Origin of the sequence: Paenibacillus sp. FSL E2-8871, from assembly GCF_038000345.1 — a bacterium.
GTDB lineage: Bacteria > Bacillota > Bacilli > Paenibacillales > Paenibacillaceae > Paenibacillus_AQ.
Genome location: NZ_JBBOBV010000001.1, coordinates 6306076 through 6326664, shown reverse-complemented (window position 1 = coordinate 6326664; position 20589 = coordinate 6306076). Strand labels below are relative to the sequence as shown.

Genomic DNA, 20589 nt, shown 5'->3' with positions numbered 1-20589 from the left:
ATGAACAACTGGGAGGGCGATCGATAATGGTCTTTGGGATACTGTTTATTGGAGTTATTGTATTTATAATCACACAGTCCGTAGTTCGTAATGGTTCAAGCTCGAACAGTAACAGATTTGAGAGAAATAGACGAGATGACGCCGCCAGCATGTCTTTTATGGCAGTTAGCCATCCAGATCTGCTGGATACAAATAACCCGAATCACTCTAATCACCAACATCATCATCAACACCATCAAGGGGATGACTCCCATCACCATTCCGGACATGACAGCGGTCATAGCTGGGGCGGGGATAGCGGGCACAGCAGCGGGGGAGATTTCGGTGGCGGAGATGCTGGTGGCGGTGGCGGATGTGATTAGAGCGTTACTCTATAACTAGAGTAAAGGACTGATTAAAATCAGCCCCTCCTCATCAAACCGTACGTGAGGTTTTCCCTCATACGGCTTTCCGATGTTCTTCTTTCATGCGCATACGGTCTACAATAATGTTTTTAATCCACACTGTTTGGCAATGAACTTCACTTCGTTTAAAGTCCCTATCCATCTTCTTCTTTGTCTTTTCTTGGCGTACCATCTTGCAAACCTCTGTAGAATATACCAATCCAGTTTGGCTAATCTCTTCTGGCTATAGTTCGTATAGTAGTAATTTCTCCATCCCTGTATTTTCGGGTTGAGCCATTCTACATGTTCTTGAAACGACCTCACTCGCATTCTTGGCGGAGCTAATCGTTCTTTGACCACTTCTCGAATACGTTCTTCTGCCTTCTTCGTTAACCATTGCTGAGTTGTAAAGTATACTTTTCCTTGCGAGGTTTCCGCTTTTGTTTTTCGGTGGTGCATTCCTAAGAAGTCGAATCCTTCATCTCCCGTCCATATGCCCACTATTCGCGTTTTGGTTGGATGCAGGGTTAATTCCAGTCGCTCCATTATGGTTTGGACAAGCTTGTAGGCTTGTTCTGCGTCTTTCTTCGTCTTGCAAACAATCACCAAATCATCTGCATACCTTGTTAATTCCCCGAGTCCATTTCCGTGCTTTTTCCATACCAAGTCGAAATAATTTAAGTAAATATTCGCTAGTAGTGGAGAGATTACACCGCCTTGTGGTGTGCCTAAATCTGACCGACGGATACTTCCTTCCTCCATAACTCCTGCACTAAGCCACTTCCTTATTAACTTCAATACTCTTCTGTCGTTGATACGCATTTCTACCAACTTCATGAGTTTCTCTTGGTTAATGTTATCGAAGTAACCTTGGATATCGACGTCTAATACCCAATTTCCTTTGCGGTTACAGGCTTTCCGGATGCGGTCGAGCGCTTGTTTGGCACTTCTTTTTGGTCGAAAACCAAAAGATACTTCTTGAAAATCCATTTCGAAGATGGGTTCAATCACGAGCTTCGTTGCCATCTGTATGACTCGATCTCGTACCGTTGGGATTCCTAAAGGTCGCTGTTTTCCATCCTTTTTCGGGATGTAGTGTCTTCTGACAGGTTGCGGTTGGTAGTTGCCCTCTCGTAAAACTTGCTGACATTCTTGAAGAAATTCCACTTCGCCTTGCCTTTCAATTTCTGCAATGGTTATTGCATCCACTCCAGCTGAGCCTTTATTCGCACGGACTCTTCGCCATGCTTCTAGAAGGATATCCTCTCGGTACACTTTGTCATATAGTGCGTGAAACTTACGTTTCTTGTTTTCCTTGGCAGCATGACATAGCTTTCTCTGGAGTTGTTGAACTTTTTCCTTTGGTGTCGTTAGCCTTTTGGCATTCACTCACTCGTACCTCCTTTAAGAGCGTAAACAAAGCAGGACTCCTTCCCTCCCTAAAGTTATGTTGTCTTTAGGTTCTTAGGTACTATGTGCCCCTCGGACTCCCTTCCCACAGGCGGTTCACTTCGTCTTTTGAACTTATAGAGCACCTTTTTACGGACTTCTAAAAAAAAAAATCTGTGTGGGGGAGGGTCTCCCCAGTTCACTGCATTATCTTTCAACCCATGCCGTTCCCTTTACGCCGGAAGGTTCTTCACTGTTGACCCAAGTTCTGTACAGCTTCCTTGGCCTTCGTCTACTGTTGCGAGACTCGGCACCTTCTTCTCCCCTTCGCAGGGCCTTTTTGACGACGCGGCAGGATTCACTTCATGTTGCGGCCTAGGTTGTTGCTCGCCCTATCTCTGATAAGTACTTTTGTCGATGCGCTTTTACACACAGATTTCGCCATGCGCAAGCATCCTAGCTACAAAGGTGGCTTGGTCCCTCCTTTGGTTGGACTTTCACCAACTAGATAATGCGTGCCTCTGGGCACGCCAAAAGGAAAAGGGCATCCCTGATATTGCTTCAGGAATGCCCTTTTTATGATTGTTACTTTTTTAAAACACCAATAATCTTTGCTTGCGTGTGATTTAAAAAATTCTCAGCACCGTGCGGGTGTATTGGTTCACTCCAAGCGAATCCATCGCCTTCGTATCTTGGGATGAGGTGCATATGGTAATGGGTCAGGTCGTTAAACTTTCCGCCATTTTGGCATATGCTTATGCCATCTGGTTCGAACAAAGTCTTCAGAACAACTGACAATCTCTTCGACCCGTCCATTATCGCATAGGAAGTCTCTGAATCGATTTCTTCGAGATCCCAATAATGCTTTTTAGGAAGGATCAGGAGATGTCCTTCGTTAAACGGAGCGATATCTAGCACACAAGTAATAAATTCATTCTCATATACTACTTTTACGTTAGGCTCAATTCCGTTAGCAATCCGACATCCCAAACACTCCATATAGCACACTCCATCCCATAATCAAAGGTCATCTCTATTATTAATTAAATTGAAACCGGCTGAGAAGCACCTCACCACTAAAGACTACATAAACATCGTTAGTACCCGTCTCTACGGATACTTCACCAGTTAGTGTGTTCCACTGTTGCAGAACTCCACCAGAAGGGACGTTCACGGTTCCAACCAGTTTCCCAGCTGCGCTTCCGGTTCTGATCTCGATGCTGCCACCTTTTGCAGAGGATACCAAAGCTTCAAATGCTACTGCTCCATGATCGAACAATACGTCATTAAAAGCGATCCAGGCGCCCTCTTTTACCGGATGTACCGAAGCCCCGCCTGCTTTGCATTCGTCCAGATATACGCCTTCGTAGTCATCATAGTTCTCTGCTTTGGTGTTGTTATATAAATTACGGGAAGGAATGATGTCCCCTTTCACCGTTACTACTGAAGATAATTTAATATCAGCAGAAGAACGGCCGATCAGAATTGCGTATTCTCCATTTTCGACGCAATATTGTTCGCGTGTAACATCCCAGAATACTAACTCTGTAACTGGTAATGCAAACTCTATAGTATTCGATTGACCTGCGGCGATGCTCACTTTTTCAAAACCCTTCAACTGTTTAATCGGACGTTTGACCCGGGAATTCAAAGCTTGCACATATAACTGAACAACCTCGTCCCCATCGATTGCTCCAGTATTATCCACTTGAACGGAAATGTTAAGCGTATCGTCTTGCTGCAGTTCCTTTGTGCTCAAATTTAGATTCTTGTAATTCACTTCAGCATAACTTAGGCCGTGACCAAAAGGATACAATGGCTTACCGTCAAAGTACATATAGGTTCTTTTACCTTTGATAATATCATAATCCATCAGCTCAGGCAGCTGCTCCACAGAACGGAACCAAGTCATATTCAGCTTGCCAGAAGGACTGTAATCTCCGAACAACACTTCTGCAACCGCATTGCCAAGCTCTTGTCCACTGTGGGATGTATACAAAACTGCCGGGATATTCTCGTCGATCCAAGTGGAAGAAATCGGATAACTGCCGACAATAACTACCACTGTATTCGGATTCGCTTCATAGACTGCTTTGACCAAACGTTCCTGCTCTTCCGGAAGTACAATATCAGGTCTGTCGATTTCTTCTTTTCCGTTAAGAAGTGGATGATTACCGACAAAAACCACTGCTACCTCAGCTGCTTTGGCAGCTTCTACCGCAGCGTCCAGTCCGTTTGTAACGATGTTCTTTTTGAAAAGACGAGAGTCCGCACTTGCGTCCTGATCTGCAACCTGCAGCGTGCCATCCTCAGCATTCACAGAGATCAATTTGTCATTCCAAGTCCGCAAAGAGACTTTACCCTCAGCTTCCGGGACAATGTTCAGGGATTCTTTTACAAACCAGCCGTAGATTTCATCAGCAGATGCTGTAAGTGTCTCCGCTTCGCTTAAAGTTACATACTGTCCACGACTTGTCGCCTTCAGAGTATTACTAGTCCAGCCCCAAGCGGTATGTTGGAACAATTCTCCGTGCTCTGCTATGTCATGTTGTACAGCCAGTCTTCCGTCCTCACCCGTGATTCCGATCGCTTGGCCGTTTGCAGCTGAAGTAAGAATGATCTGATCTGCGCCACTCTCAAAAGTAACGTGTTTACCAGGCAGCTTTTTACTAACACCCTGCAGTGGAGTCACTCCATAAGGTAATGTGCCGGAATACCAGTCTCTGAAAGCTTCATCGCCAAGTGGACCAATAATCGCCACTTTGTTTAATTCAGTCTTGCTCAGTGGCAATGTTGCCTGATTATTCTTCAGCAGCACAATGGATTGTTTGGCAGCTTCCAAGGAAAGTGCGGCATGTTTTTTGCTAAGAATTACGGAATCGTCGATGGCTGCGTATGGATTACCTTCAGCGGGGTCAAACTCTCCCAGACGGAAACGAACTCTAAATGTATTAGTTAGTGCACGATCTAGGTCTTCCTCTGCCAATAAGCCTTGATCCAGTGCTTGATGAAGAACCTTGATCGTCTCTTCGGTTTCTTCTGTAACGCTGTCTATTCCGTTTTTGATGGATTCCGCCATCGACTGTGCAAAAGATTCATAATACTTATGATCCTTTACAATTCCGAATAAATCACCAGCATCACTGACGATAAAGCCATCCATATCCCATTCGCCTTTGACCACCTCCATCACTGCCGGATGAAGAATAACAGGTACACCATTCACCGAGTTATAGGCGGTCATCATAGACTGCGCGCCACCTTCTTGAAAAGCAGGCTTGAATGCTTCCAGATAATACTCACGCATATTTCTTGGATCGATGCTGGCGGAACAATTTCCGCGTTCGATCTCGTTGTTGTTCCCTAGGAAGTGTTTAAGCGTTGCGACCGCTTTCAAATACACCGGGTGATCGCCTTGGATTCCTTGCACAAGTGATGTGCTGAGTTGTCCAGTTAACTTTGGATCTTCACCGTAAGCTTCTTCCGTTCTACCCCAACGTGGGTCACGCTCCATATCCACAGTTGGTGCCCATAACGTCAGCCCGTTCACCGTTGGATTTTTTTTGTAAAATGCTCTTGCTTCATCTCCAATGGCCGAGCCGATTTCCTTCATTAGCTCTGGGTTCCAAGTACAAGCCAGTCCGCTTGGCTGAGGAAAAGAGGTCGCTTTTCCAAGCCAGGAAATTCCATGCGCCGCTTCTGTACCGTGTTTATAGGCTCCAACGCCTAAACGCTCTATGGCCGCTTGATACTGGGGAATCAGGCTTACTTTTTCATCAAGCGTTAATCTGGAGATCAAATCCTGCACTCGGTCATTTAAGGGTAAATCAATCTGTTGAAATGGATATTTAGATGTCACTGTTTCCATCATAATCGCTCCTTCGATTCAAGTTGATAGCGGTTTCATATGTTCTCGAGGTAGTTGTCTGTGTCTAACACAAATCTGGTCTATCAACTTAATCATAGAAGATTAACTTGATAAGTAACACCTAAACAATCTAAGTGAAAATCAGGTCAAAATTAGAGATTTATGGGGTGCTTCGCTCGCTTGTCTCCCTAGTTGAAGTGAGATGTGGATGATAACGGGGCGTTCTCGGCCCTCTTTCGCTCAATTCCAGCCTTTTGGGTCGCATCTGGGGTATTTTTACCCCTCTTTTGCCCAATTCCAGCCTTTTGGGCGGTAACTGGGGTATTTCTACCCCTCTTTTGCTTATTTCCAGCCTTTTGGGTCGCATCTGGGGTATTTTTACCCCTCTTTTGCTCGTTTCTAGCCTTTCGGGTCGCATCTGGGGTATTTTTACCCCTCTTTTGCTCAATTCCAGCCTTTTGGGTCGGATCTGGGGTATTTTTACCCCTCTTTCGCTCAATTCCAGCCTTTTGGGTCGGATCTGGGGTATTTTAATTGCCTTACCATAACTGAATATCCTTTAAGGAATGGATATATTCATATTTGCAGACTCTACCGCTCTCCTGAGAAACTATTGGGGAAAACTTTCCTTTTTCGCTGAGAGCACTCAGTCCTTTTCGAGCCGTACGCTTATCAATCCCAAGCTCCCTCACCAAATCAACCGGTCGAATGCACTCATTCGTGCGAACCGCAATCCGCAAAATATCACGCTCCAGTCGGCTAAACTCCTCCTGCTCCTCCATCTTCACAGCGAGGTACGGCATCAGCAATGGTCTTAACAAAGTAATCGTAAGTTCAGGACTCGCATCCAGATCATCATAAGGAATCGCCACGACCCGATAACCCGCGATTTGCAGATAGGTCTCTCGATTCAGCTCCTGCCTGTAGCGTGTTCGGTCTGTATTTTGCACATGTGGACCGTAGCCTTTAACTTCAAACGCAAACTTAACCTGGCCAGGCTTCCACACAAAATCAACAAAGTAGGGCTTGCTACGCCAATCCAATACTTCATATTCAGGATGAAGGTCATTGAAATGCCCCATCATAGGCCACCATACCTTCTCCAAAAACATCCGCTCACCATGGCCATGTCCACGCTCCAATCTCCCCCGCCGTTCTCCCGTTCTTCTACTAATATGATCCTCTACCCACTTACGATGCTCCTCCGTAAATCCCATACGTCACCCTCCTTCTTGGCATAAAAAAATCCCGCACCCAATATGGGTACGGGACGTGCTTCGTCCTATTACTCAAAAGTATAGTGTTCGCTTTTTGATGCTGTCAATAAACACTCTACATTCAATGCTAGATCCTGCTAAATATAACTAATCCATCAAAAATGCTAGTTGGTTTAAGTACGTTGCGTTAAAGCAAAGCCAGCTTTAGTAAGCTCATTTGGAGTTAGCTCTAATAGAGTTTGTTCAGAGGAATTAGTTCAGTTACCGTCGACTCAACTTCCCATTCCAGCTACTTACCCCGCCCTGCAAATGTGCAAGCCGAGCATACCCCTGCTTACTCAGAATCCGCGCTGCACTTTTGCTTCGCATACCGCTGCGGCAGTAGAGCAACACATCCCGGTCCTTAGGGATCTCACCGAGCCGATTTTCCAACTGAGACAGCGGGATGTTTTTCGCCCCCGGAATAAATCCACTCTTGTATTCATCCGGTTCGCGGACATCGATCAGCAGCCTATTTTTGGATTGCTCCATTTCGCTCCGAAACTCTGACACCTTTAGCGTTCTTACACTTACACTTGCGCTTTTACCAAATCCGAGACGGGACATTAATGAGCTTATATCCATTATCCTTCACAACAACCTTTCACCGAAATGTCGGAGAGTGTTCTTTTACTTCCTAAAAAATCACCATTTACCGCATATAACTTTCGAAAGCCCTGCTTATACAGAATTCTCGCAGCTTTGTTTCTTTTATAGTAACTATCAGCAAGGATTAGAACCGAATCGTCAGGAGATAGACAGTGTTGCCAGACATAGGCTAACCGCCCGATCGATATATTTATCGAGCCACGGATATTATCCTTCTCATAATCTACGGCATCTCTAACATCGAGCATTTTCATGTCCAGTGTTTGATCTGCTAATTTGCGAACGTCACGGGCTTCTACATAGGCGAGTGAACGGACTGGCCAAGCGGAACGTAAGAACCTTACAATACTAAAGGCAATTACTATACTCAGTAGGATCCTAAACATCATGTTCATACTATTACCCCCGTACCAAAAAATCATCCGTCCAAGCGCTTAATCCGCCCATCATATTCACAACGTTATATCCTTTTTCGCTCAGCAGCTCACACGCCAGTCCACTACGACCACCACTTAGGCACATCACAATCGTCTCTCCATTAGGATCTAGTTCATCTATACGCATTAACAGCTGCCCAAGCGGAATATGCTTCGCACCGATCACATGTCCCTCCACCCATTCGGCGGGTTCGCGTACATCTAGCAGCGTAGGAGCCTCTCCATTCTTCAGACGTTCCACCACTTGCTGAGGGGTAATTTCCTTTGAAATTTTAAAAGACATCGAGCATCTCTCCTTCTTTTTTTAAAAATAACTTGATTTTCATATCACTATATCATAATATTACGATATAAGGATATTGTAAAGCGAGGAGTTCATAACCATGGACAAAAATTTCAAAGCCTATAACCAAACCGCCGAGACCTTAAAGGCTATCGCTCATCCCGTTCGCTTATGCATCATTAAAGGTCTGCTTGAAAAAGGCAGCTGCAACGTTAGCTTCATGCAGGACTGTCTCGACCTTCCACAATCTACGGTATCCCAGCATTTGCAGAAGCTTAGAGCTCTAGGCATTGTCGAAACCGAACGTAATGGACTGGAAATTAACTATTCTGTTAAAGACGAGAAAATCAAACATCTAATTCAGCTATTTTTAGGGGAGGAATAAATCATCATGAGTAAAAAAGTACTGATTGTCGGAGGAGTTGCAGGAGGCGCATCAGCGGCTGCCAGACTTCGGAGATTAGATGAAGAGGCTCATATCATCATGTTTGAACGTGATCCGTACATTTCTTTTGCCAATTGCGGACTGCCTTATTATATCGGAGGTTCCATTCAGGATCGCTCCAAGCTGCTGGTTCAGACACCAGAGGCGATGCATAAACGTTTTAACATCGATGTTCGGATTCAAAGTGAAGTGGTGTCTATCGACCCTGTGAACAAGAAAGTAAGAGTAGAAAGTATAGAAAAAGGCTCCTATGAAGAGAGCTATGATGCGCTTATTTTATCACCCGGCGCTAAACCGATTCGTCCGAATCTACCTGGTATCGAGAGTTCCAAAATTCACATGCTGCGCAACATTCCCGACACCGACAAAATCAAAACCAAAGTCGCAGCCGAAGGCACTCGTTCCGCCGTTGTGATCGGTGGTGGGTTTATCGGTGTTGAGATGGCGGAGAACCTCAGAGAAGCAGGTCTGGAAGTAAGCTTGATCGAGGCGGGTCCACAAATCTTAGCTCCGTTCGATACTGAAATGTCTTCTATTTTGGCAAAAGAGCTCGACGAGCATGGCGTTAATCTTATTTTTTCCGATATGGTCCAGGGGTTTGCAGAAGTGGGTGAACAAATAGAGGTTCAGTTGGCAAGTGGCACTGTGCTTCAAAGTGATATGGTTCTGTTGGCCATCGGCGTTTCGCCGGATACCTCTTTCCTGAAGGATAGTGGTTTAGAGTTCGGTCCACGCGGCCATATCTTGGTCAACGAGCGCATGGAAACAAATTTGGATCAGGTCTATGCAGTAGGTGACGCGGTCGAGGTGGTTGATTTCGTGAACGGAACTAAAACTGCTATTCCACTAGCTGGTCCTGCCAATAAGCAAGGACGGATTGCTGCGGACAACGTCAGCGGTCTAGGCACTACTTACAAAGGATCACAAGGGACTTCTATTATTAAGGTTTTTGGAGTCACGGGTGCTTCTACCGGCAATAACGAAAAAACATTACAACGTTTGGGCTTACCGTATCACGTGATTTATGTTCATCCAAGCTCTCATGCAACTTATTATCCGGGGGCAACTCCAATATCAATGAAGCTGATCTTTGATCCAAAAGGTACGGTGCTCGGTGCACAAGCCGTGGGGTATAGTGGTGTAGATAAACGTATCGACGATATCGCTGCAGTTATTCGTTTTAGAGGTACGGTCACTGATTTGACGGAGTTGGAGCTATCTTATGCCCCTCCTTATTCTTCCGCTAAAGATCCGGTGAACATGGCCGGCTTTGCTGCTGAAAATATTTTGAAAGGCATGACTACAGTATTCGTTCCTAAGGATTTAGAAGGTCGTGACAACAACAATACCATTTTAGTTGACGTACGTTCGGAAATCGAGCATGCCAACGGTCACATTGAAGGCTCAATTAACATTCCTGTAGATGATCTGCGTGGTCGTCTAGCCGAGCTTGATCCTAGTAAAGAAATTTGGGTGTATTGCCAAGTTGGACTTAGAGGCTACACAGCATCCCGGATTTTGCAGCAAAAAGGTTTCCGTGTGAAGAATCTGACCGGAGGCTATAAGACATATCAACTGAGTAAATATTCACCTAAAAAAAAAGATAGTCTGACGCCAAACGCAGGTATTTCAACAGCAGCCCGTAAAGAAATCGCAGCAACGGGAGCACCGGCGGGAACTGACACTGCTTCAGCTGCAGGCAATACCAACGCTACAGCTTTCGCAGCCAACTCCAGCACATCTGTATCCACCCCTGCCAAACAAGAATCCGATCTAACACCTGATTCCGTGCTTGATGCTTGCGGACTATGCTGCCCTGGGCCGCTGATCCAAGTCAAGATGAGCATGGACCCGCTCTTGGACGGGCAAGTCTTAAAGGTAACGGCTTCCGATCCGGGATTCTATGAAGATATTAAGGCATGGGCTCGCATGTCGAAGCATACGCTTTTGCAATTAACGAAGCTGCCTACTGGCATGATTGAAGCTTATCTGCGCAAAGGCATTACCGCGGATTCCGCACCTGCAGGAGCACAGCCTGTCCAAACTAGTAATGCAAGTACGATGGTGGTATTCAGCGGTGATCTGGATAAAGCGATCGCTTCCTTCATCATTGCCAACGGAGCAGCCTCCAGCGGCAAAAAAGTGACGATGTTCTTTACCTTCTGGGGTCTCAATATTATCCGCAAGGATGAGAAAGTGCCTGTGAACAAGAATATTATCGGTAAAATGTTCGGAGCGATGATGCCCCGCGGCAGTCGGAAGCTAACGCTTTCGAATATGAACATGATGGGCATGGGCTCCAAAATGATCCGCTCTGTAATGAAGAACAATAATGTCTCTTCTTTGGAAGAATTGATTCAAATGGCTGTCGACCAAGGCGTCGAGATCGTTGCCTGCCAAATGTCCATGGATCTTATGGGCATCACCCGTGAAGAACTGATCGACGGCGTGGGGATCGGCGGCGTAGGTTATTACCTCGGTCAAGCCGATCAATCTAGTCATAATCTATTTATCTAAATACCTTAACACCGCAAAGAGACTCCTCTATTTATATAGAAGAGTCTCTTTGTTATATAAAAATGAACTCACCAGAATCGGTGATATAGATTTGAATAACCAAAATGCAGAAATTGGCTGGATCTGGATACAGAATCTAAAACCTGCTATCCTATTTAATAGGCATTCATCCGAATAATGACCTATTTTAGGTGGAATAAGGAGATTAAATGAATAACCCGATACATATTCTCGTTGCTGAGGACGACAGCGACATCAACCGATTGCTGTGCAACATTATTAAGAAAAGCGGCTACATCCCCCAACCTGCTTACTCGGGAACGGAGGCACTTCTCTATCTGGAGCAACGTCAATGGAGCATGCTGCTACTGGATCTGATGCTGCCTGGCATGTCGGGAGAGGAACTACTTGAGAAGATTGCCGGGCGGGACGATATGTCGGTAATTATCATTTCAGCCAAGGGTGAGCCCCAGACCAAGGTATCTGCCCTGCGGGCGGGGGCGGATGATTTCATTACGAAGCCTTTCGACGTTGAGGAAGTCTTTGCACGGATCGATTCTCATCTACGTTTGTATTCGCGGATTGCGCAATCGGCTTTGCCTAACGTGCTCCAGCATCAGGGCCTTGTACTTCATCGAGATGCGATGTCGGTTACGGCAAATGGAGCGGAACTGACGCTCACAGCTCTAGAGTTTGAGATTCTCTCGTTGCTTTTGTCGGCCCCTAAGAAGGTGTTCACGAAAGCGAATTTGTACGAAAGGGTCTGGCACGAGCCATATTACGGGGATGACAATACGGTCAATGTCCATATGAGCAATTTGCGCAGCAAGCTAACCAAGGCCGCACCAGGAAGCGAATTTATCGAGACAGTATGGGGCATAGGTTATCGGCTCAAGCCTTAAGACATTCTTAAGATTTGGCTTTAGCTCTTCTTATGTTTTCAATTCTATACTTGGTCTATCACGAAAAGGAGGCCAAGACGAGATGTACGAGTATGTATTAAAAACAAATCAACTATCCAAAAAGTTCAAGGGCCATACAGCGCTGGACAAAGTCAATTTGTCAATCCGTAAAGGCTCTATTTATGGTTTTATTGGGCAAAACGGAGCTGGAAAATCAACATTAATCCGGATTGTGACCGGACTTGCTTTTCCGACTCAGGGGACGATCGAGCTGTTCGGAGCCAGTGAAGAGCAGGCCTTGATCCAGGCTCGTAAGCGAATCGGCTCGATTATCGAGAGTCCCGCTTTGTTCCCCCATATGACTGCGAGCGAAAATTTAGAAGCAAACCGGATTCTACGTGGTATTCCCGGGAAAGATTGCGTTCCTAGAATGCTAGAGCAAGTTGGACTGCAGGGCGCCGGCAAGAAGAAAGCCAAAAATTTCTCACTTGGAATGAAGCAGCGGTTAGGTCTTGCCATCGCCTTGCTGGGAGATCCAGAATTTCTGATTCTGGACGAGCCGACCAATGGGTTAGATCCGATGGGTGTCGTCGAAATGCGCGAACTGCTCAAGCGACTAAACCGTGAGCTTGGCATTACGATAATGATCTCAAGTCATATTCTAAGTGAGTTGCATTTAATGGCAAGTCATTATGGCATTATTCATCGCGGTCAGTTGCTTGAACAACTCACTGCGGAGGAATTAAACGAGAATTGTCAGCAGTATTTGTTTATCAAAGTGGATGATCCGGGCAAGGCAACAGCCGTCATTCAGAACGAGCTGGGTACGGCCGATTTCGAAGTGATGCAGGATGGAACCATCAAGTTGTATAGCCGCATTGAGCAGCCAGGCAAAGTATCAACAGCGTTATTCTCTGCAGGCCTAGAGATCGAGAAGTTTATGCCTATGGGTGAAGACTTGGAAAGTTATTTTACGAAGCGAATTGGGGGGAATCCAAATGTATAATCTGATCAGAGTTGAGTTTTTCAAGCTCCGTAAGAATAGATCATTTTGGACTTTTCTATTGGCACTTTCCGTCCTCTCGCTTGCTTACCCATTGCTATATTATTTTGATCATCGCTCCAATGGGGAACCTCAGATCACCGGCGCTGAATTTCTGACTACCTTTATTTCAAGCAATGCCTACATTATTAAATTCGGCGTAGCCATTCTGGCTGGATTCTTTATCTCTAACGAATATTCCACAGGAGTCATGAAGACGATCGCATCTTCGGGCAACACCAGAGGCCGGCTGTTCGCGGCAAAACTAATCGTATTCGCAGTTGGGGCCATGGCGATTTCGCTCGTCTTTCCTATTGTCAGCACAGTCGAAGTCACGCTGCTTTCGGGCTTCGGTCATCTGCCGGAAGGAAGCACTACACTTTTTATACCGCGAGCCCTCGGGCTAACGTTGTTGTACACAGCTGGTTACGCAGCCATCGGGGCGCTGTTCACCGTAATCCTAACCGACAGCGGCAAAACTATCGGCTTCTCAATGATTTTCTTCCTTATGATCGATACGGTTTTGGCTAGTATAGGTTCGAAGATCTCTTTCTTTAGTAATTTGTACGATTATTCCATCTTCAAACTGGTGAGCGATATCGGTAAGCCCAGTATCGACAGTGGAGATTGGCCAGCGCTTTTACTTGTACCGTTGTTGACAATAGCCGTTTCCGGGGTACTCGGTATTCTCGTATTCCACAGAAAAGAAATTAAATAATAAATAGGAGGTGCAGGAGAGTGTTGCTTATTCTGACAATCATATTATTTGCGGCAGGAGCTCTCCTGCTTTTCCGTTTGTTGATGTTAAGGCGAGAGCTAGGGCGGATAACAGAGCAATTGCATACCTACAACGAGCGAGCAACCGGCAAAAAAATAGATGTGGCTCTATTCGACCAGAAGCTTGAGGCGCTTGCGGGACAAATCAATCGTCAATCTGATTTAATCGTCGAAGCGGAAGCCCAGCGAAAACGTGTCGAACAAGAATTCCGTCAGGCTGTAGCGAATATTTCACATGATATCCGTACACCCCTCACCTCCATCTTCGGTTATATTCAACTGTTGGAGGATGAGTCAATTACCCCTGATGAAAAACTTGAATATGTTGCCATCGTTAAAAATCGGACGAAACGGCTGCAGGCACTGCTGAATGATTTTTTTGAGCTTTCCTTAATCGAATCGCTAGATTATCCTCTACATACAGAAAAGCTTGGGATGACGGCCCTACTCTCGGAAATTCTGGTCGGATTTTACGATTCCTTCAACGATCGCAATATTACACCGGATATACGGCTACCTGAGGAAAATATATCCGTATACGCCGATGAATCCGCTGTGCGGAGAGTTGTCGAGAATTTACTTGTCAATACGGTCAAACATGCGACCGGGTATGTGGAAATCCGTTTCGAACGACAGCAGGAAACAGCTGATTTAACGATAGTAAACGATGCGAAGGAACTAGACGGAAGCGATGTTAACCTCTTATTCGACCGATTCTATACCGCAGACCGTACCCGATCTTCTCAAGCCTCCGGGCTGGGTCTCTCCATCGCCAAAAGTCTGATGAATAAAATGGGTGGCACGCTAACAGCCGAACTGGAGGGTGAGAAGCTGATAATGACTTGCCGTTGGAAACTAGGCGATGCTGGCATTAACTTGGCTACTTAATTCACTTTATATTTGGACTAGACTAACCATTGTTCTAACCCGTTTATGGAATGTAGCCCATCCTCGATATTCAATGGCCTGCAGGTTCCAAAAAGACTCTTCTATTCATATAGAAGAGTCTTTTTGGTCGTTAAGAGCTAGCAGAGTAATGTTCAAATCTAACTCAGCAAGTTGATGCTTGCTTCTTCAAGCGATGGTATAAGAAATTTATGATCGATTGGCGATGACATCACGATTAGAATCGTATAGGTACCGTATTTGTCACATTGATTACCGAACTCCTCGAGGGCTCGTGTAGAGTCGGTTACTACTTTCAATAAGTAGTTGTGTTCCCCACTTATACGGTAACATTCGACGACATCAGGACTTGAGCGGCAGAAATCAAGGAATGCATTACAATCCCTAGAATGAAATAACATGTAGGCAGCAGCATGTTTTCCAATCTTTTCAGGGGAAATGATGGTGCGATACTCGCTGATGATGCCTTTCTCCTCCATACGCCTAACTCTTTCCGTAACTGCAGGTTGCGATAAACCGACACATTTCCCCAGCTCTGTCATAGAAATTCTCGCTTGATTTTGAAGATGAAAAAGAATTTGCTTATCAATATGGTCCATCAAAATCACATCCTTTAAATTTAAGGTTCCCCCTATAAACTAGCTTGTAATTAACCGTTATAAGGCTAATTTAACTTAGTTGCCTTATGTAATCAAGATAACTTGTTATATATAATAACCCTACAATAGTAAAGTGTTCCTGGCTTTAACTATTCCGAAGGGATGAAGAATGTTGAGTATATTGGAGTCAAACAAAATAAATACAGAATGGTTATCAGGTCGCATCGATGAAGTAATTGATCGAACCCTTGCTGACAAGCGCTTGGTCGGTGCTGTCATTAAAGTGGCGATAGATGGGGAACTGGTTTATAGCCGCGCTGCCGGTCTTGCCGACCGCGAGATGAACCGACTTATGCGAGAAGACGCCTTATTCAGGCTCGCCTCGGTTAGCAAACCTATCGTTTCAACGGCAGCCCTAGTATTAGTTGCGCAAGGTCGACTACAGCTGGACGACCGCGTTGATCGTTGGCTTCCAGAGTTTCGGCCACGTTTGCAAAATGGCGAGTTCGCGACATTGACGATTCGTCATTTGATGACGCACACCGCAGGCCTGTCTTACCGATTTTTTCAAGAAGAGAATGGTTCCTATCAGTCAGCAGGGGTATCAGATGGTATGGATCAGTCCGGCATCACATTGGAAGAGAACTTGCGTCGTCTTGCCTCTGTACCCCTCCTCTATACGCCAGGTACCGAGTGGAAATACTCCATCGCGACAGACGTGCTAGGAGCAGTAATTGCAAAGGTCACAGAAACACCGCTCAGTGAGGCCGTACATTCACTCGTGACAAAGCCGCTTGGCATGAGCGACACGGGTTTTATTGCAGTCGATCGAGAACGACTGGCCACTTCCTATGCCAATGATACTCCAGAGCCACGACCTTTACTTGATCCCGACAGTATTGCCTTTGTGGAGGGAACGGCTGGATTCCTGCTTGCCCCTGGTCGAGCACTTGACGATGCTGCCTATCATTCTGGAGGAGCTGGCATGGTCGGCAGCGCCGGTGATTTTTTGCAACTGCTAGAAACATTACGCAAGGGTGGAGCACCACTGGTACCGGAGTCTCTGGTTCACGATATGACGACCAATCAGATCGGTGATCTGCCAATGGCCTTTTGGCCAGGACGAGGCTTTGGCCTAGGCATTACGGTACTGAAGGATCCTGTCGCCGCAGACACTTCGGAATCCCCGGGTACATGGCGTATGGGTGGCACCTATGGTCATTCGTGGTTCGTCGACCCCGAGCAACGGCTCAGTGTCGTGGCATTTACTAATACTGCACTAGAAGGCATGTCGGGTCAGTTTACTGTTGACCTTTGTGATGCCATTTATGATAGACGTAATAAATAAAGAACGAACACAAAGAGCCTTGGTCCGGAATGAACCGGTCTAGGCTCTCTGTCTAGTAAACCCTATTCGAGTGTGTATCATTGAGTTTTTTACAATTTAAAAGAGAGGTGCTTCTCCAATGACCCAAAACACAACTTCTGCCACACAAAGTGCCTCCAGTACTCCCTCTTCTGAACATTTACCATGGGCAGGATTACTCGCCCTTGCTATGACGGGGTTTATCTGTATTCTTACCGAAACGATTCCGGCCGGCTTGTTGCTCCAAATTGGTGATGGGCTTGGTGTCTCCGAGGCCCTTGCGGGTCAACTTGTCACTTTGTACGCCCTTGGTTCACTGTTGGCCGCGATTCCCTTAACCACCATGACGCGTGGATGGCGGCGGCGACCACTGCTACTAATGTGCATCCTTGGTTTTCTCGTATTCAACACCGTCACCACTTTTTCTTCCAATTATATACTTACGCTGGTAGCTCGGTTCTTCGCAGGCGTATCCGCTGGAGTCTTATGGGGCATGATAGCAGGTTATGCCCGGCGCATGGTGCCGGAGTCACTCAAGGGACGAGCAATGGCGGTAGCGATGGTTGGCACGCCTCTAGCTCTGGCACTCGGAGTCCCTGCTGGAACACTGCTTGGCACTCTTGTGGGCTGGCGCTCCATCTTCGGGATCATGTCGCTGCTGGCTCTGATGCTGGTCGCCTGGGTACTTTGGAAGCTACCGGACTATCCAGGGGAGGCTCCTGATAAGCGGCTCCCTCTCTACAAGGTTTTTGTTATTCCGGGGGTACGGCCGGTACTGTTTGTCGTTCTGACATGGGTGCTAGCACATAACATCCTGTATACCTACATTGCACCCTATCTTACTCAGGCTGGGCTTACCCAGCGCGTTGACTTGGTACTGCTTATTTTCGGCATTACTGCGCTTATTGGCATCTGGGTCATCGGAATTTTGATCGACCGTAAACTACGTCCATTGGTTCTAATCAGCCTCACTGCTTTCGCCTTGTCATCCATTGCACTGGGCATTAGTAGCAGCCAACCCATAGTGATCTATCTAGTGGTTGCTGTATGGGGGTTGACGTTCGGAGGAGCGGCTACTTTGTTACAAACAGCAGTTGCTGAAGCAGCTGGCGAAAGTGCAGATGTAGCCCAGTCGATGTTAGTGACGGCATGGAACCTAGCTATCGGCGGTGGCGGCGTGATGGGTGGGATTCTTATTACAACAGTTGGTGTCCGCTCCTTCCCGTGGGTACTGTTTATTCTATTGATTCTTGCGCTACTAGTAGCGTGGCGCGCTAAAGAATACGGATTTCCTTCAAGGAAGCGTTGAGGCACACCTATGAAATCATGCGACAATCATCAAGTTTACGAATCACGGTAGCCGAACAAGAAATTTTTTCAAAAAAAGCCAGTGGTGCATATTATATTTGACTAATATGTACCACTAGCTTACTTATATTAAATTCCCATAAATTATAGTTCTCGGACCAGACTTGGCCTTTTCTGATCTCCTACTCTACAGCCAAAGCATTAAATTCTTGCAGATCCTTGGCTAAATCTTCTTCTGTGTATTTCCCTTGACCGAACCCAACCAGCGCCCGTAGCGGCATATATTTCATCATCGCCATGAACATTTCTGGATTATCGTCCATCGCACCTTCCATGCCAAAAATACTGCTGAACTCCTTCACTTTATCTGCCGTGCGTGGATTGTCCAGCAAATCACCAACGGTACTGTTGCGATGATAACTTAATGCAAGCGGAGCAGTCGATTCCACTTCAATAGAAGCAGTCAGACGAATATCCCGCGAAGATGAACCGATAGCAATCTCAAAGACTCCACTTTCCACATGCCAATCACCAATGTTAACGTTGTAATAAGCAAAGGAGCGTTTATCCAGTTCAAAAGAAACCTCTTGCTCTTCACCAGGCTGCAGCGCTATCTTCTGGAAGCCCTTAAGCTCCTTAAGTGGACGGATCACGCTGCTCTTCACATCGCTAACATAGAGCTGAACGATTTCTTTTCCTGCGCGAGTACCCGTGTTTTTGACGGTGGCCGTAACTTGTACGTTCTCGGTATCTTTTATGCTGCTCTTGGAGATTCTCAAATTGCTGTATTGAAACGCTGTGTAGCTTAGTCCAAAGCCGAAAGGAAACAGCGGTTCAAGCTCTTTTTTATCATAATAACGATAGCCTACAAACAAGCCTTCTTTGTACTCTACCGTATCCCCTTCACCTGGGAAATTAAGAAAGGATGGATTATCGCTCAGCTTCATCGGGAAGGTCTCTGCCAGTTTACCACTTGGACTAACCTCTCCAAACAGTAAATCTGCCATTGCACCGCCAAAAGCCTGACCGCCTAGATAACCTTCAAGAATACCCTTCGTTTTATGAATCCAAGGCATTTCTATGGGTGAACCATTGCTGAGTACAACAACGATATTGCTTTGCACCTCAGACACTGCATCGATCAGCGCTTTATGGCTCTCTGGAAGCGACAAATGACTACGATCATAACCTTCTGATTCATAGTTATCCGGAAGTCCAAGGAACAATACGGCTACATCCCCTTTTGCCGCTGTATCCCGTGCTTCTTGTAACAAAGCTTCATTAATCCCGTCATGATTCAGTTCATATCCTTGCGCATATAGCAGTTCGGCAGAACCTGCAAGGGCCTTCATCTCTTCAAAAGCATCGTCCAATTTCGTCGGATTCACATGTGAGCTGCCCCCGCCCTGATAACGCGGATTTTTAGCAAACTCGCCAATGACCGCAATCGTTCCTTGCTTTGACAGCGGCAGAATGCCTTCCTCATTTCTAAGGAGAACCATGCTCTCCCGCGCCACTTCACGAGCCAGACGGTGATGCTCATCAGCATTAAATGAAGCATTATCTTTACGGTTCTCCACCGCCTTAAAAACAAAGGTAAGTAACCGTTCCACTGCAAGATCTAACGTTTCTTCAGACAGCTCGCCACTTTGTACTGCTGCGACAATCTTGGCATCACCAATGCCCCCGGTTGACGGCATTTCCAGCTCCAGTCCTGCTTGTAGAGCCTTCACCCGTTCATTAACCGCTCCCCAGTCGGACACGACGAATCCCTCGTAGCCCCATTCCTCTCTAAGAATCTTTGTCAGGAGAAATTCACTCTCAGAGGCATATTCACCATTTACCCGGTTGTAAGAGCACATCACGCTCCATGGCTGACTCTGCTTAACTGCGCCTTCAAAGCTAGCCAGATAAATCTCCCGCAGCGTCCGCTCATCAATAACAGCATCAACAGACATTCTCCGGTGCTCCTGATTATTAGCGGCAAAATGCTTAAGCGAGGTGCCTACCCCTTCACTTTGCACACCTTTAATATGATTCCCACCCATCTCCGAGGAAAGATAAGGGTCTTCCGAAAAATACTCAAAGTTACGGCCGTTCAGTGGAGAGCGCTTAATATTTGTTCCCGGTCCGAGCAGAACAGCAACGTTCTCTGCTTGACACTCTTTCCCGAGTGCTTTACCTACACGCCCGATTAACTCCCGATCCCAGGAAGAGGCCATCCCTGCTGCCGAAGGAAAACAAGTCGCGGGTACACTGTTATGGAGTCCAAGGTGATCGGCACTCTCTTTTTGCTTGCGTAAACCATGGGGTCCGTCCGTTACCATTAAAGAGGGGATTCCGAGTCGTTCAATGCCCTTTGTATTCCAGAAATCAAGCCCTGAGCAGAGTCCTGCTTTCTCCTCAAGGGTCATTTTTGATATGAGTTCATGAATGTTGGTTTTCATAAAAATACCTCCTCTGAATGTATACTATCTCCATTTTAATCTACTTCATGTTAGA

Annotated in this window: 18 protein-coding genes; 9 read left to right on the top strand and 9 right to left on the bottom strand. The window is 46.2% G+C overall.

Annotated elements, in window-relative coordinates; all coding sequences use genetic code 11:
• Nucleotides 1–26 precede the first annotated feature (26 nt).
• A complete protein-coding gene (locus NYE25_RS28390; protein WP_341147438.1) occupies nt 27–362 on the top strand; it encodes a hypothetical protein in 336 nt (111 codons plus the stop codon).
• 117 nt (nt 363–479) lie between these two features.
• Here the strand turns inward: NYE25_RS28390 and ltrA are convergent, their stop codons facing one another.
• The 7 genes from ltrA to NYE25_RS28355 all read right to left on the bottom strand — a co-directional run bounded on the left by ltrA (nt 480) and on the right by NYE25_RS28355 (nt 8225).
• The gene (gene ltrA / locus NYE25_RS28385; protein ID WP_341144791.1) at nt 480–1772 is read right to left on the bottom strand and encodes a group II intron reverse transcriptase/maturase; all 1293 of its coding nucleotides are present in this window, start codon (nt 1770–1772) and stop codon (nt 480–482) included.
• Between the two features lie 585 nt (nt 1773–2357).
• Complete coding sequence (locus tag NYE25_RS28380; protein ID WP_341147437.1) at nt 2358–2771, bottom strand: HIT family protein; 414 nt, start codon at nt 2769–2771, stop codon at nt 2358–2360.
• A 40-nt stretch (nt 2772–2811) separates the two neighbouring features.
• Nucleotides 2812–5640 carry a glycoside hydrolase family 3 protein gene (locus NYE25_RS28375; protein WP_341147800.1) on the bottom strand — a complete coding sequence of 943 codons (2829 nt, stop codon included), beginning with the start codon at nt 5638–5640 and terminating at the stop codon, nt 2812–2814.
• Nucleotides 5641–6179: 539 nt separating this feature from the next.
• Nucleotides 6180–6857, bottom strand: a complete 678-nt coding sequence (locus NYE25_RS28370) for a hypothetical protein (RefSeq protein ID WP_341147436.1) — start codon at nt 6855–6857, stop codon at nt 6180–6182.
• A 261-nt stretch (nt 6858–7118) separates the two neighbouring features.
• Nucleotides 7119–7481, bottom strand: coding sequence for a rhodanese-like domain-containing protein (locus tag NYE25_RS28365; RefSeq protein ID WP_341147435.1), 363 nt, complete (start codon nt 7479–7481; stop codon nt 7119–7121).
• Nucleotides 7481–7900, bottom strand: coding sequence for a rhodanese-like domain-containing protein (locus tag NYE25_RS28360; protein ID WP_341147434.1), 420 nt, complete (start codon nt 7898–7900; stop codon nt 7481–7483). Before NYE25_RS28360 ends, NYE25_RS28365 begins: the two co-directional genes overlap by 1 nt.
• A gap of 4 nt (nt 7901–7904) precedes the next feature.
• Nucleotides 7905–8225 (bottom strand): rhodanese-like domain-containing protein, encoded by a 321-nt coding sequence (locus NYE25_RS28355; RefSeq protein ID WP_341127486.1) that lies wholly within the window; start codon nt 8223–8225, stop codon nt 7905–7907.
• A 100-nt stretch (nt 8226–8325) separates the two neighbouring features.
• Here NYE25_RS28355 and NYE25_RS28350 point away from each other — a divergent pair, with 100 nt between their 5' ends.
• The 6 genes from NYE25_RS28350 (at nt 8326) to NYE25_RS28325 (ending at nt 14796) form a co-directional block, all read left to right on the top strand.
• Complete coding sequence (locus NYE25_RS28350; protein ID WP_042185935.1) at nt 8326–8610, top strand: ArsR/SmtB family transcription factor; 285 nt, start codon at nt 8326–8328, stop codon at nt 8608–8610.
• Between the two features lie 6 nt (nt 8611–8616).
• Nucleotides 8617–11187: an FAD-dependent oxidoreductase gene (locus tag NYE25_RS28345; protein ID WP_341147433.1), complete on the top strand. Its 2571-nt coding sequence runs from the start codon at nt 8617–8619 to the stop codon at nt 11185–11187.
• A gap of 209 nt (nt 11188–11396) precedes the next feature.
• Nucleotides 11397–12089 carry a response regulator transcription factor gene (locus NYE25_RS28340; protein ID WP_341147432.1) on the top strand — a complete coding sequence of 231 codons (693 nt, stop codon included), beginning with the start codon at nt 11397–11399 and terminating at the stop codon, nt 12087–12089.
• Nucleotides 12090–12171: 82 nt separating this feature from the next.
• Nucleotides 12172–13095 (top strand): ABC transporter ATP-binding protein, encoded by a 924-nt coding sequence (locus NYE25_RS28335; RefSeq protein WP_341147431.1) that lies wholly within the window; start codon nt 12172–12174, stop codon nt 13093–13095.
• Nucleotides 13088–13849, top strand: coding sequence for an ABC transporter permease (locus tag NYE25_RS28330; protein WP_038569425.1), 762 nt, complete (start codon nt 13088–13090; stop codon nt 13847–13849). The genes NYE25_RS28335 and NYE25_RS28330 overlap by 8 nt, the downstream gene beginning before the upstream one ends.
• A 20-nt stretch (nt 13850–13869) precedes the next feature.
• Entirely contained in the window at nt 13870–14796 is a 927-nt protein-coding gene (locus tag NYE25_RS28325) for a sensor histidine kinase (protein WP_341147430.1), read from the top strand.
• 158 nt (nt 14797–14954) lie between these two features.
• Here NYE25_RS28325 and NYE25_RS28320 read toward each other — a convergent pair whose 3' ends face one another.
• The gene (locus tag NYE25_RS28320; protein WP_341125902.1) at nt 14955–15413 is read right to left on the bottom strand and encodes an Lrp/AsnC family transcriptional regulator; all 459 of its coding nucleotides are present in this window, start codon (nt 15411–15413) and stop codon (nt 14955–14957) included.
• 181 nt (nt 15414–15594) lie between these two features.
• Here NYE25_RS28320 and NYE25_RS28315 point away from each other — a divergent pair, with 181 nt between their 5' ends.
• Both NYE25_RS28315 and NYE25_RS28310 read left to right on the top strand, forming a co-directional pair.
• Complete coding sequence (locus NYE25_RS28315; RefSeq protein ID WP_445667160.1) at nt 15595–16761, top strand: serine hydrolase domain-containing protein; 1167 nt, start codon at nt 15595–15597, stop codon at nt 16759–16761.
• A gap of 118 nt (nt 16762–16879) precedes the next feature.
• Entirely contained in the window at nt 16880–18088 is a 1209-nt protein-coding gene (locus NYE25_RS28310) for an MFS transporter (protein WP_341147428.1), read from the top strand.
• A 181-nt stretch (nt 18089–18269) separates the two neighbouring features.
• Here the strand turns inward: NYE25_RS28310 and NYE25_RS28305 are convergent, their stop codons facing one another.
• The gene (locus NYE25_RS28305; RefSeq protein WP_341147427.1) at nt 18270–20534 is read right to left on the bottom strand and encodes a beta-glucosidase family protein; all 2265 of its coding nucleotides are present in this window, start codon (nt 20532–20534) and stop codon (nt 18270–18272) included.
• Nucleotides 20535–20589 lie beyond the last annotated feature (55 nt).

Excerpts from the sequence above, each read along its gene's own strand:
- NYE25_RS28390 (WP_341147438.1), top strand. The coding sequence starts at position 27 with ATGGTCTTTGGGATACTGTTTATTGGAGTTATTGTATTTATAATCACA.
- NYE25_RS28380 (WP_341147437.1), bottom strand. The coding sequence starts at position 2,771 with ATGGAGTGTTTGGGATGTCGGATTGCTAACGGAATTGAGCCTAACGTA.
- NYE25_RS28375 (WP_341147800.1), bottom strand. The coding sequence starts at position 5,640 with ATGGAAACAGTGACATCTAAATATCCATTTCAACAGATTGATTTACCC.
- NYE25_RS28370 (WP_341147436.1), bottom strand. The coding sequence starts at position 6,857 with ATGGGATTTACGGAGGAGCATCGTAAGTGGGTAGAGGATCATATTAGT.
- NYE25_RS28365 (WP_341147435.1), bottom strand. The coding sequence starts at position 7,481 with ATGGATATAAGCTCATTAATGTCCCGTCTCGGATTTGGTAAAAGCGCA.
- NYE25_RS28360 (WP_341147434.1), bottom strand. The coding sequence starts at position 7,900 with ATGAACATGATGTTTAGGATCCTACTGAGTATAGTAATTGCCTTTAGT.
- NYE25_RS28355 (WP_341127486.1), bottom strand. The coding sequence starts at position 8,225 with ATGTCTTTTAAAATTTCAAAGGAAATTACCCCTCAGCAAGTGGTGGAA.
- NYE25_RS28350 (WP_042185935.1), top strand. The coding sequence starts at position 8,326 with ATGGACAAAAATTTCAAAGCCTATAACCAAACCGCCGAGACCTTAAAG.
- NYE25_RS28345 (WP_341147433.1), top strand. The coding sequence starts at position 8,617 with ATGAGTAAAAAAGTACTGATTGTCGGAGGAGTTGCAGGAGGCGCATCA.
- NYE25_RS28340 (WP_341147432.1), top strand. The coding sequence starts at position 11,397 with ATGAATAACCCGATACATATTCTCGTTGCTGAGGACGACAGCGACATC.
- NYE25_RS28335 (WP_341147431.1), top strand. The coding sequence starts at position 12,172 with ATGTACGAGTATGTATTAAAAACAAATCAACTATCCAAAAAGTTCAAG.
- NYE25_RS28330 (WP_038569425.1), top strand. The coding sequence starts at position 13,088 with ATGTATAATCTGATCAGAGTTGAGTTTTTCAAGCTCCGTAAGAATAGA.
- NYE25_RS28320 (WP_341125902.1), bottom strand. The coding sequence starts at position 15,413 with ATGGACCATATTGATAAGCAAATTCTTTTTCATCTTCAAAATCAAGCG.
- NYE25_RS28310 (WP_341147428.1), top strand. The coding sequence starts at position 16,880 with ATGACCCAAAACACAACTTCTGCCACACAAAGTGCCTCCAGTACTCCC.
- NYE25_RS28305 (WP_341147427.1), bottom strand. The coding sequence starts at position 20,534 with ATGAAAACCAACATTCATGAACTCATATCAAAAATGACCCTTGAGGAG.